The sequence below is a fragment of the Deltaproteobacteria bacterium PRO3 genome, assembly GCA_030263375.1.
GTDB lineage: Bacteria > UBA10199 > UBA10199 > DSSB01 > DSSB01 > DSSB01.
The window spans coordinates 1-12,160 of record SZOV01000097.1; the positions used below are offsets into that span (position 1 = coordinate 1).

A 12,160-nucleotide genomic window follows, 5' to 3' on the forward strand; every position below is an offset into this window, starting at 1 on the left:
TCTTAAGACCCAGGGGGACAGGCAGGTTGTCCTTTCTCTTTCTCACTCGGATTCCCTTGTTTGTGACTTAATTTAGGCTCTTTTCAAGATACAAGGGGACTGCACCGAAAAACCTAGCCATTCGCGGATTCACACGAGACAGCACGCCTCCGATATCGGACTCGATAGGAAAATTGTTCCTTTGTGCGATCCTGCTGCCTATCGCGTTGGGATATCTCCGGTGGCTGGGGGAAAAACACGGCCTTTACGGCTCGCAGACGGGCATCGCCTTGATGATCTTGGCCTGGATCGCGATCTTCTCGGCGGTCTTAAGTCTTCATTTCCGTTCCCTTCGCCGGAGGGAGGCCGAACGCCGTCTCGCCGAGGAAGTTTGGCGCGATCTCTTCGACCACGCCTCCTGCGGCTATCATTCCCTCGATTCCGAAGGAACTTTTCTCAACGTGAACGAAACCGAGCTCAAATGGCTCGGCTACGGCCGCGATGAGTTGATCGGCAAGAAAACCTTCTTCGACCTTCTCCGCCCGCAAGATAGGGAGGCCACGCGCCGGAGGTTCGCGGCCTTCAAGGAGAGCGGGTCGGTCAAGGAGCTCGAATTCGACCTGATCCGCAAGGATGGAACGGTTCTTCCGGTGCTGTTGAACTCCACCGCGGTGCGCGACTCCCGGGGGCGTTATCTGTTCAGCCGATCCACCGTCTTCGACGTGACCGAGCACCGGCGCATGGAAACGGAACTGAGGGAGGCCCGCGAAAACCTCGAAGCCACCGTACGGGAGCGCACGGCGGAATTGTCCGACGCCAATCTCGAGCTGCAGAAGCTGCTTGCCGTCCACCGCCGCACAGAGGCGCTGTTGCGCGGCCGCGAGGCGCAACTGAATCGATCCAAAGAAAACCTTCGCAGGCTTACCGCCCACCTCAACAAGGTGCGGGAAGCAGAACGGGCCAGAATCTCCCGGGAAATCCACGACGAATTGGGCCAGCAGTTGACCGGCCTGAAAATGGACCTATGTTGGATCCAAGCGAAGCTTCGTCGCCGAGAGGAACCATACGACCCCTCGGCCTGCGCGGATAAATTGGGGGAGGTCGTCCATTTGGTCGACGCAACCATCGACAAAGTCCGCCGGATCGCCACCGAGCTGCGGCCCGGGGTCTTGGACGACTTGGGATTGATCGCCGCGATGGAATGGCAGGCCCAAGACTTCGAAAAGCGCAGCGGAATCGCCTGTGCGTTTTTCAGCGAACTCAAGGACGCGTCTCTCGACACGGATCGGGCCACCGAGGTATTTCGAATCTTCCAGGAGATCCTGACCAACGTCGCGAGACATGCCCAAGCCTCCCGCGTCGAGGTCCGGCTGGCGACGGACCGCGAAGGCCTCCTGTTGGAGGTCCGAGACGACGGGCGCGGCATCACCGCTGAGGAAAGCTCGCATTCCAAATCGCTGGGCCTGCTGGGCATGCGGGAGCGCGCCTACCTGCTGGGCGGATCCTTCGAACTCGAAGGCCGGGCCGGAGCGGGCACGAGGGCCCTACTCCGCGTTCCGCTCGCCAGCACGGCTCCGCCCGAAAGGAGGTGGGACCCATCCTGCGAATTCTGATCGGCGACGACCATTCAGTGGTGCGCCGCGGCTTAAAAAACATCTTGGAAGAAGCCCCCGATATCCGTGTGACCGGCGAGGCACGCGACGCCCATGAGACCCTCAACATGGTCCGCAGACAAAACTGGGACCTGGTCGTCCTAGACCTGACGATGCCGGGCAAAAGCGGGCTGGAAGTGCTGAAGGAAATCAAGGAGGAGCGTCCTCGGCTGCCCGTCCTGATCTTGAGCGTCCATTCGGAAGATCAGTACGCCGTCCGAGTCCTCAAGGCCGGCGCCTCCGGATACCTCACCAAGGAAATGGCGCCCGAGCAACTGATGCAGGCTGTGCGCCGGGTCTTGTCCGGACGCAAGTACGTGAGCCCCTCGCTGGCGGAAAAACTCGCCTTGAACCTGGAAAGTCCCTCCGACCGTCCCCCGCATGAGCTGCTCTCCGACCGCGAATACCAGGTCCTTTGCCTGATCGCCTCCGGCAAGGCCGCCAAGGAAATCGCCTCCGAACTTTCTTTGAGCGTCAAGACCGTCAGCACCTACCGAAGCCGCATCCTCGAAAAAATGCGCCTGAAAAACAACGCCGAGCTGATTCATTACGCCATCTCGCACGGACTGGTGGATTAATCGCCCCTTGCGTGTCGGACGGCTTCCGACAACGCCCCTGCCTCCTATTCTACAACACAATCGGTCTCTCCCCGATGGGGCCCGCCCCTATCCGCGGCTATTCTCTCCTTCATACAGGGCCGCAATTTCGCGGCGTCAGTCTGTCGGAGGAAACATGAAATTCTTGAAAATTCTGAAAAAATTCTCCCGGCCGGCCTTGGCCGCCTTACTTTGGACGCTGGCCGCCGGACCCGCCAAGGGCGAGTCCGGCGACCGGCCCCGGCTGTTGGTGGGCTATTCGGAAGCGGATTATGGGAAAGCCCTCGCGTCCCGCGCCTCGGAAGCGGGCGAGGCGCGTTTTCTGTCTTCGAGCCCCATCGAGATCCTCGAACTCGATCCGGACGAGGATCCCGAAGCCGCCGCGGCCCGGTTGCGTCAAAGTCCGGGAGTCTTATTCGTGGAAGTCGACGAGGAAGTCGAGATCCATGCCGAGCCCAACGATCCCGATTTCGAATTGCAGTGGCAGTTCTCCTCCGGATGGATCGAGCTCGACGCGGCAAGGGCTTGGGATCACGTCACCTCAGCGCCGGACCTGACCGTGGCCGTCGTCGACTCGGGCTGCGACGCGGCCCATCCCGACCTCACGCCAAACCTTTGGGAGAATTTGGAGGAAATTCCCGATAATGGACGAGATGACGACGGAAACGGGTATGCGGACGATATGCGCGGCTGGGACTTCGTGAACGGCGACCCCGATCCCGACGACGACAACGGCCATGGGACGATGGTCTTCGGCATCCTGGCCGCTTCCGGAAACAACCGACTGGGCGTGACCGGCGTGGTGTGGAAGGCCCGAGTGATGTGCCTAAAGAACCTCGGACCGGACGGCAGAGGCCGGCTCTCCGACTCCATCGCAGCCATCGACTACGCCGTCGCCCATGGAGCCGCCATCCTCAATCTCAGCTGGGGTTTCTTGAGGGAAGGCGCGCCATCCCTCGCCTTGGCGGCGACCTTGACTCGCGCGGAAGAGGCGGGCGTCCTGGTGGTGGCCAGCGCCGGCAACGACGGCGTGGAAAACAACCCGGATGGCGGCATCGCGACCTATCCCGCCAGCTACCCCAACGCCAACATCCTTGCCGTCGCCTCCACCGACCGGGACGACGTCCTATCTCCTTTCAGCAATTACGGCGCGAAGAGCGTCGACCTCGCCGCTCCCGGCGAGGCCTTGCTCACCACCTATCCCGGCGGCGAATACCAATATTTTACCGGGACCTCGGCGAGCGCCCCCTTGGTGGCGGGCGCCGCAGCGCTGCTGTGGACCCAACAACCGGGATTAGAGGTTTGGGAAGTGGCCGAAGCCCTCGTGGCGGGGGTCGATCCCGTCCCCTCCCTTGCGGGCAAAATGCGCAGCGGCGGCCGGATCGATCTGGCGAGGCCCTTGGGGATCTCCAGCACCGATCCGCAAAACCCCGGGGAGACTCCGGGAGGGGACACACCCCCTTATTTGGTCTCCGAAAACGGCGGCGGTTGCGTATTGCAAGCCGCGAGCCCGCTCGTCAGGAGCAATGGTCGGGGCGCCGCGAGCCTGGTCCTCATTGCCGGCATGGTGGCGCTTTGGACGACCGCTCGCGCCCGCGAACCGTGACCACGCGGTCCTTCTGTGCTATCTTGACGGCGAAATCCAAGGAGGAACTGCCATGAAACAAATCCTTTGGGTCCTAGTGACGCTTTGCCTCGCGCCCCTTTCCTTCGAGGCCCGCGCCGAGCCCACCGAGGTCGTGGTGCGCGTCATCAGCAAGGGGGCCAAGTTCGTCGGCACCGACATCGGTGGAGCTCGGATCACCATCAAAGAGCTCGCGGTCGGCAAGATCCTCGCCCAGGGAAAGACCGAGGGCACGACCGGCGACACCGACCGCATCATGCGGCGCGCACATGCGATCGGCGAGGCTCGCTCCGACGGCGGCTCGGCGAAGTTCGCCGCGACCCTCGACCTGGACAAGCCCGTCTACGCCGAGATCCGGGCCCGCGGCCCGATGGGCCATGAGGTCTCGGCCAACGAGGCCTCGGTCACGATGTGGCTGCTGCCGGGCAAGCACCTGCGGCAGGGCGACGCCGTCCTGTTGGAGATGCCGGGACTGGTGGTGGACTTGGCCGAGCCCGAGGTGAAAAAGGGCGAAGGCAAGGCGATGCTTCGCGCGAAGGTTACGATGATGTGCGGCTGCCCCATCACGCCCGGCGGGCTGTGGAACGCGGACAAGCTTGACCTCGAGGGCCTATTGCTGAAGGAAGGAAAGGTCGTGGAGCGTTTTCGCCTGGGCTACGCGGGCGAGGCCAGCCGCTTCGCCGCTGAGCTGAAGCTGCCGCCGAAGGGGGAATACGAGATCGAGGTGCGCGGCTTCGACCAGACCTTCGGCAACACGGGCCTGGGGCGGGTCAAGCTCTTGGCGCCCTGAACCATCACCCGCCTCGCGGCGACTACTCGCCCGGACGGTATTCCGAGGCGCGGATCCGCTTGCGGATGCCGGCCTTCAACTCCTTGCCGTTGGGCTTGCGCAGGATCATCTTATTGCCGTCGAAACGCACGTCGATGGGGTCGCCGACGATCCAATCTCCGGGTTTGCCGAAGAACATCGGGGTGTATTCGCTGACGTAGACCAGATCTCCCACTTGGACGGTGATGAAATAGTGCTTCTGCTCGGTCGTGGTCGGCGTCGTGACCGTGGTGCCGTCCTTTTGCTTGGTGGTGGTGTAGGTGGTGGTCTTGTCTTTCTTCTCTTGGATGTCGAGAAGCTTGCCTTGCTGGTACTCCTTGGGGGCCTTGTCTTTGGCCCAGGCTTCTTGGGTCTGGCCAAAGACCCCGAAGAGCACCAAAACGGCGATGAACGACAACGATAATAGGCGACGCATGAAAACCTCCCGCATGTAAAAAACAGAAACCTGATTATGCGGAAGTTCTGGAAAATCGCCAAGAAAGATCTATCCCGGGGAAATACCTCACCCCGGCAGCTCACTCTCGCCCATCAGAAACTGGTCGATCCCTCGGGCGCATTTGCGGCCCTCGGCGATGGCCCAGACGATGAGCGACTGGCCGCGGCGCTGGTCGCCGGCGGCGAAGACGCCGGGGACGCTGGTCATGTAGTTGGCGTCGGCGACGACGTTGGTGCGGGGGTCGAGCTGCACGCCCAGCTGCTCGAGCATGCCGGGCTTCTCCGAGCCGGTGAAGCCCATCGCCAAGAGCAGCAGGTCGCAGTCCATCGTGAACTCGCTGCCCGCGACCTCCTTCATCTGCGGCGGACCGCCGTTGGGCGAGGCCACCCACTCGAGGCGCACGGCGTGCAGCTTCTTCAGAACGCCGCCCTCCCCGCTCAATTTCTTGGTGAGGATGGAATAATCGCGGACGTCCTTCCCGCCGTAGACCTCGATGGCCTCTTGGTGCGCGGGCGAGGTGCGGTAGATCACGGGCCACTGCGGCCAGGGATTGTTGGGGGCGCGCTCCAGGGGTGGGCGCGGCAGCAGCTCGAACTGTTGAATCGAGGCCGCGCCCTGGCGCACCGCCGTGCCCAGGCAGTCGGCGCCGGTGTCGCCGCCGCCGAGGATAATGACTTTCTTGCCGGTCGCGACGACTTGTTCGGCGACCTTATCGCCCGCGTTCACCTTGTTCTCCTGCGTCAGGTAGTCCACCGCGAGATAAACGCCCTTGAGCTCGCGGCCCGGCACCTGCAGGTCGCGGGCCTGGCTGGCGCCGCCGCACAGCGCGATGGCGTCGAAGCTCTTGCGCAGCTCCTCAACCGGGACGTTCTGCCCGATGTGGGCGTTGGTCTTGAAGACTACGCCCTCCGCCTTCATCTGCTCGAGGCGGCGGTCGATGCGGTGCTTCTCCATCTTGAAATCCGGAATCCCGTAACGCAGCAGGCCGCCGATGCGGTCGCTGCGCTCGAATACCGTCACCTGGTGCCCGGCGCGGCGCAGCTGCTGCGCGCAGGCCAGCCCGGCGGGGCCGGAGCCGACCACGGCGACCTTCTTGCCGGTCTCTTTCTTGGGCGGCTCGGGCACGACCCAGCCCTCCTGAAAGGCGCGGTCGATGATGTTGAGCTCGATATACTTGATCGTGACCGGCTTGTCGTTGATGCCCAGGACGCAGGAGCCCTCGCAGGGCGCGGGGCAAAGCGTGCCGGTGAACTCGGGAAAATTGTTGGTCGCGTGCAGGCGCTCGATCGCCTCGCGCCAGCGATCCTTATAGACCAGGTCGTTCCAGTCGGGGATCAGGTTGCCCAGCGGGCAGCCCTGGTGGCAGAAGGGGATCCCGCAGTCCATGCAGCGGGCACCCTGGACGCGCAAGCGCTCGACGGGGAACTCCTTGTAGATCTCCCGGTAGTCGCGGACGCGCTCTTGGACGGGCCGCTCGGGATAGTGGTCCCGGTGGTACTCCATGAATCCCGTGATCTTACCCATACAGCGCGGCCTCCAGCGTGATGTTCAACTCCGCCATCTTTTTCTGCGCCTCGATCAGCACGCGCTTGTAGTCCTTCGGCATGACCTTGACGAAGGAGTCGAGGGCCTTGCCGAAGTCCTTGAGGATCGCCTTGGCCACCGCGCTGTCCGTGTACTCGACGTGGTCCTCGAGCATCTCCTCGAGTAGGGCGATGTCGCCGTCCTCGTGGATAGTCTCGAGATCGACCATGTCCAGGTTGCAGTTGGCTTTGAATTCGTTCTTGGGGTCGTAGATGAAGGCGGTGCCGCCGCTCATCCCCGCCGCGAAGTTGCGGCCGGTCTTCCCCAGCACGACCACGTGGCCGCCCGTCATGTACTCGCAGCCGTGGTCGCCTACGCCCTCGACGACGGCCTTAGCGCCGCTGTTGCGCACGCAAAAGCGCTCGCCCGCCACGCCGCGGAAATAGGCCTCGCCGCCGGTGGCGCCGTAGAGGACCACGTTACCGATCAAGATGTTCTCTTCGGGCACGAAGGTCGAGGTCTTGGGCGGAAACACGATCAGTTTGCCGCCCGAGAGGCCCTTGCCGACGTAGTCGTTGGCGTCGCCTTCGAGGATCAGCGTCATCCCGCTGGGGACGAAGGCGCCGAAGCTCTGGCCCGCCGAGCCCTGGAACTTGAGCGTCATCGTGTCCTCGGGCAGGCCCTTGAAGCCGTGCTTGCGCGAGACCTCGCTGCCGATGATAGCGCCGGTGGTGCGGTTGCGATTGGTGATGGGGCTCGCGACGACGAGCTTCTCGCCGGTCTCGACGGCCTTCTTCACCTTGGGGAGCAATTGGTAATCGAGGACGCTCTCGAGCCCGTGGTCCTGCTCGGTCACGCGGCGCGTGGCGACCTCGGGGCCGACCTGGGGCCGCTCGAAGATCGGGCTTAAGTCGAGGCCCTTCGCCTTCCAGTGCGCGATGGCGCGGTTGAAATCGAGCAGGTCGGAGCGGCCGATCATCTCCTCGACCTTACGGAAGCCCAGCTCGGCCATGAGCTCGCGCAGCTCCTCGGCGACGAAGAAGAAGAAGTTCACCACGTGTTCGGGCTGGCCCGCGAACTTCTTGCGCAGCTCGGGGTCTTGGGTGGCGACGCCGACCGGGCAGGTGTTCAGGTGGCAGACGCGCATCATGATGCAGCCCATCGCCACCAGAGGCGCGGTCGCGAAGCCGAACTCTTCGGCGCCCAGCAGGGCCCCGATCGCGACGTCGCGGCCGGTCTTCATCTGGCCGTCGACCTCGACGGTGATCCGGTCGCGCAGGCGGTTCATCACCAATACTTGCTGCGTCTCGGCCAGGCCCAATTCCCAGGGTATCCCCGCGTGCTTGATGCTGGTCTGCGGCGAGGCGCCCGTGCCGCCGTCGTATCCGGAGATCAGCACCAGGTCGGCCTTCGCCTTGGCGACGCCGGCGGCGACCGTGCCCACGCCTACCTCGGCGACCAGCTTGACGCTGACGCGGGCACGGGGGTTGGAATTTTTGAGGTCGAAGATCAGCTGGGCCAGGTCCTCGATCGAATAGATGTCGTGGTGCGGCGGAGGCGAGATCAGGCCCACGCCCGGCGTCGAGAAACGGACCTTCGCGATCCAGGGATAGACCTTGTGTCCCGGCAGCTGCCCGCCCTCGCCGGGCTTGGCGCCCTGGGCGATCTTGATCTGCAGCTCCTCGGCGTTGACCAGGTACTCGCTGGTGACGCCGAAGCGCCCCGAGGCGACCTGCTTGATCTTGCTGTTCTTCGAGTCGCCGTTGGGCAGGGGGATGAAGCGCAGCGGATCCTCGCCGCCCTCGCCGGTGTTGGATTTGCCGCCGATGCGGTTCATCGCGACGGCCAGCGTCTCGTGGGCCTCGGCGCTGATCGAGCCGTAGGACATGGCGCCGGTCTTGAAGCGCTTGACGATCTCTTTGGCGGGCTCGACTTCCTCGATCGGAATCGATTTCCCCTTCTTGAACTCGAAGAGGCCGCGCAGGGTGCAGAGTCCCTGGCTGAGGTCGTTGACCGCCTTGGAATACTCTTTGAAGTCCTGGTAAGAGTCGCCGCGCACCGCCGCCTGCATCTTGGCCACGGTGTCCGGATTGAACAGGTGGTACTCGCCGCCCCGGCGCCATTGGTATTGGCCGCCGACGTCGAGCAACAAGGGCCCGCCGACCCGCTCGGGGAAGGCCCTGCGGTGGCGCTTCAGGGTTTCTTGGCAGACTTCCTCGATGCCGATGCCCTGGATGCGCGAGGCCGTATGGGTGAAGTACTTGTCGATCAGGTCTTTGTTGAGCCCGATGGCCTCGAAGATCTGGGCGCCGCGATAGCTTTGGATGGTCGAGATGCCCATCTTCGACATGACCTTGACGATGCCCTTCTTCACCGCCTTGACGTACTTGAGCTCGGCGGTCTTGTGGTCGGTGTTCTCGAGGACGCCGTCGCGGATCAGGTCGTCCAAGGTCTCGAAGGCCAAATAGGGATTGATCGCCCCGGCGCCGTAGCCGACCAGGAGGGCGAAGTGGTGCACCTCGCGCGGCTCGCCCGACTCGATCACCAAGCCGACCTTCGAGCGCGTGCCTTCGCGCACCAAATGGTGGTGCACGCCGGCCGTCGCGAGCAGGCTGGGGATGGGCGCCATGTCGCGGTCGATGCCGCGGTCGGAAAGAATCAGGACATTGCAGCCGTCCTTGATGGCCGTGCTGGCCGCCGCGCAGAGGGCGTCGACCGCCGCCACCAGCCCCTTCGCGCCCTCCGAGGCCTTGAACAGCATCGGCAGGGTGCGCGACTTGAAGCCGCGATAGGGCTTGTCGGCCAGCTGCTTGAGCTTGGCCAACTCGTCGTTGTCGACGACGGGGTTCTTCAGCTTGATCTGGTGGCAGCTCTCGGGCTTGGGCTCGAGCAAGTTGCCCTCGGCCCCGATCGTCGTGTCGACGGAGGTGACGATCTCTTCCCGGATCGCGTCGAGCGGCGGGTTGGTCACCTGGGCGAAGAGCTGCTGAAAATAATTGAAAAGGTTTTGCGGCTTGTCGGAGAGCACCGCCAAGGGCGTGTCGGTGCCCATCGAGCCGATGGCCTCTTCGCCGTTGGCCGCCATCGGCCGCATCAACAAATTGATATCCTCGACGCTGTAACCGAACATCGCCTGCCGCTTGGTCACGGTGGCGTGGTCGGGCTCGGGCAGGTGCGGCGAGGCCGGCAGCTCCTCGAGCTTGACCAGCTCTTTCTTCAGCCACTCGCCGTAGGGCTTGGCGGTGGCGAGGCCGTGCTTGAGCTCGGCGTCGTCGATGATGCGGCCCTGCTGGATGTCGACCAAAAACATCTTGCCCGGCTGCAGGCGGCCCTTGAGCAGGACCTGCTCGGGCGGAACGTCGATGACGCCGACCTCCGAGGCCATGATGACCAAGTCGTCCTTGGTGACGTAGTAGCGGCTGGGCCTCAGCCCGTTGCGGTCCAAGACCGCGCCGATCATCCGGCCGTCGGTGAAGGCGATGGAGGCCGGGCCGTCCCAGGGCTCCATCAGGCAGCTGTGGTACTCGTAGAAGTCCTTCTTCTCGCGGCTCATCGTCTCGTGGCCGCTCCAGGCCTCGGGGATCATCATCATCACCGCGTGCGGCAGCGAGTAGCCGCCCTGCACCAGCATCTCGAGGGCGTTGTCGAAGACCGCCGAGTCGGAGCCGAATTCGCGCACCACCGGCAGGACCTTCTTGATCTCTTTGCCGAAGAGCGGCGAGGCGAAGAGGGCCTCGCGGGCGCGCATCCAATTGATGTTGCCGCGCAGCGTGTTGATCTCGCCGTTGTGGGCGATGTAGCGGAAGGGATGCGCCAACTCCCAATTGGGAAAGGTGTTGGTCGAGAAGCGCGAGTGCACCAGCCCGATCGCCGTCACCATGTCGGGGTCGGAGAGGTCGGGGAAATAGGGATTTACCTGCCCCGAGGTCAGCATTCCCTTATAGATAAGGGTGCGGCTGGAGAGGGACGGGATGTAGACGTCCATCCAGTTTTTCATCCGGGAGAAGCGGACGGCGTTTTCGAAAACTTTGCGGATGATGAAGAGCCGGCGCTCCCAGGCGTCGTCGGCCGGCCCCGGCAGGTTGGGGCCCTTGTCGCCGATGCCGATCGCGAACTGCTTCATCAACGGCATGGCGGATTTGGACATGTTGCCCAACATCGAGGCGTCGACCGGCACCGGACGCCAGCCCAGGAATTTTTGTCCCTCCTCGGCGACGACGTGCTCGAGGATCTGCTCGGCCTTTTTCTGCTGCTCGGGGTCCTGCGGGAGGAACAGGGTGCCGACGCCGTATTTCCCCTCTTCCGGAAGCTTAATCCCGACCTGGCCAAAGACCTTGGTCAGGAAGGCGTGGGGAAGCTGGATCAGGATGCCCGCCCCGTCTCCGGTGTTGACCTCGCAGCCGCAGGCGCCGCGGTGCTCGAGGTGGTGGAGGGTGAGCAGGGCCTTCTCGATGATGTCGTGGGACTTCTTGCCCTTCATGTGGACGATGAAACCGACGCCGCATGAATCGTGCTCAAACCGCGGATCGTAAAGGCCATTTTCTTCAAGCTTTTTGCGGATTTCTTGCCGGTCCATAAATCCTCAAAATGTGTCCAGAATCTCAAAAAAGGCAAAAGGGATAGCTCTATGCCACACATAATTTATGGATTTCAAGAAGGTATTTTGAAAAATGCCCCCGAAATCCCCGGGCCGGGCCGTCGCTTTTTCCCCGGCCCTATTTGTACACAATCTCGCGGCCCGGGACTACCCACGACCTGAAGTGTTGCTTCATTTTTCGCCGGCAAGGGTCTGGAATTTTCACGGACCTCGCGTTGACAGCCCGGCGGGGCTTTGGCATCTTCGGGGCCCTTGAAGGCCCAACTCCTCCAGCTGCGCGACGCCATCTTCCGCCGGCGCTTCCTATTCCTGTTTTTGGCGCTGCTGCTCCCCTATCTCATCCACCCCTTGATCGCGACCGAGGTGGTCGGGATCGTCCTCCTCGACCTGGCCTTCTCCCTGGTCCTGATCATGGGGGTCTTCGCGGTCAGCGACCGCAAGCACCTGGCGGTCACGGCCCTCGCCCTGGTGCTTTTGGCCCAGGCCCTGACTTGGACCAGCCATGCCGTCTCCAACCACCTGCTGATCCTCACCGGGACGGCGGTCAACGGGCTCTACCTTATATATACGGCGGGATTGTTGCTGAGACACGTCATTCGCAGCCGGGCGCCGACCTCCAACACCATCTTCGCGGCCCTCTGCATCTATCTGCTGCTGGGCTTCATCTGGGCCTTCGTCTACTCCTTCCTTCAAGACCTCGACCCGGGCGCCTTCTTCTTCGACCAGCGCCTCTTCAACCTTCCCGCCCGGGGCAAACACTTATTCTCGGAGCTCTACTATTTCATCTATTTCAGCTTCACGACCCTCACCACCCTCGGCTTCGGCGACATCATGCCCGCCTCGCCCTGGAGCCGGATGCTAGTCTCGATGGAGGCCGTGCTGGGACAGCTCTATTTGGTGGTGATGGTGACCTACTTGATCGG

Annotated in this window: 8 protein-coding genes; 5 read left to right on the forward strand and 3 right to left on the reverse strand. The window is 63.2% G+C overall.

Annotated features, from left to right (window positions below; translation table 11 throughout):
• Positions 1 to 173 precede the first annotated feature (173 nt).
• From FBR05_12695 to FBR05_12710, 4 genes are all read left to right on the forward strand, one after another.
• The gene (locus FBR05_12695) at positions 174 to 1,592 is read left to right on the forward strand and encodes a PAS domain S-box protein (GenBank protein ID MDL1873037.1); all 1,419 of its coding nucleotides are present in this window, start codon (positions 174 to 176) and stop codon (positions 1,590 to 1,592) included.
• Positions 1,577 to 2,209 (forward strand): response regulator transcription factor, encoded by a 633-nt coding sequence (locus tag FBR05_12700; GenBank protein MDL1873038.1) that lies wholly within the window; start codon positions 1,577 to 1,579, stop codon positions 2,207 to 2,209. The genes FBR05_12695 and FBR05_12700 overlap by 16 nt, the downstream gene beginning before the upstream one ends.
• A gap of 154 nt (positions 2,210 to 2,363) precedes the next feature.
• Entirely contained in the window at positions 2,364 to 3,833 is a 1,470-nt protein-coding gene (locus FBR05_12705) for a hypothetical protein (protein MDL1873039.1), read from the forward strand.
• Between the two features lie 52 nt (positions 3,834 to 3,885).
• Entirely contained in the window at positions 3,886 to 4,641 is a 756-nt protein-coding gene (locus FBR05_12710) for a hypothetical protein (protein ID MDL1873040.1), read from the forward strand.
• Between the two features lie 22 nt (positions 4,642 to 4,663).
• Here the strand turns inward: FBR05_12710 and FBR05_12715 are convergent, their stop codons facing one another.
• The 3 genes from FBR05_12715 to gltB all read right to left on the reverse strand — a co-directional run bounded on the left by FBR05_12715 (position 4,664) and on the right by gltB (position 11,216).
• Positions 4,664 to 5,095 (reverse strand): hypothetical protein, encoded by a 432-nt coding sequence (locus FBR05_12715; GenBank protein MDL1873041.1) that lies wholly within the window; start codon positions 5,093 to 5,095, stop codon positions 4,664 to 4,666.
• Between the two features lie 87 nt (positions 5,096 to 5,182).
• Positions 5,183 to 6,640 (reverse strand): glutamate synthase subunit beta, encoded by a 1,458-nt coding sequence (locus FBR05_12720; GenBank protein MDL1873042.1) that lies wholly within the window; start codon positions 6,638 to 6,640, stop codon positions 5,183 to 5,185.
• Positions 6,633 to 11,216, reverse strand: coding sequence for a glutamate synthase large subunit (gltB, locus tag FBR05_12725; protein MDL1873043.1), 4,584 nt, complete (start codon positions 11,214 to 11,216; stop codon positions 6,633 to 6,635). The genes FBR05_12720 and gltB overlap by 8 nt, the downstream gene beginning before the upstream one ends.
• 273 nt (positions 11,217 to 11,489) lie before the next feature.
• Between gltB and FBR05_12730 the strand changes: the two genes are divergently transcribed.
• Positions 11,490 to 12,160, forward strand: a 671-nt coding sequence (locus FBR05_12730) for a two pore domain potassium channel family protein (GenBank protein ID MDL1873044.1), incomplete at its 3' end; no start/stop codon positions are given.

Coding starts and splice junctions, on each gene's coding strand:
- FBR05_12705 (MDL1873039.1), top strand. CDS start 2,364: ATGAAATTCTTGAAAATTCTGAAAAAATTCTCCCGGCCGGCCTTGGCC.
- FBR05_12710 (MDL1873040.1), top strand. CDS start 3,886: ATGAAACAAATCCTTTGGGTCCTAGTGACGCTTTGCCTCGCGCCCCTT.
- FBR05_12715 (MDL1873041.1), bottom strand. CDS start 5,095: ATGCGTCGCCTATTATCGTTGTCGTTCATCGCCGTTTTGGTGCTCTTC.
- FBR05_12720 (MDL1873042.1), bottom strand. CDS start 6,640: ATGGGTAAGATCACGGGATTCATGGAGTACCACCGGGACCACTATCCC.
- gltB (MDL1873043.1), bottom strand. CDS start 11,216: ATGGACCGGCAAGAAATCCGCAAAAAGCTTGAAGAAAATGGCCTTTAC.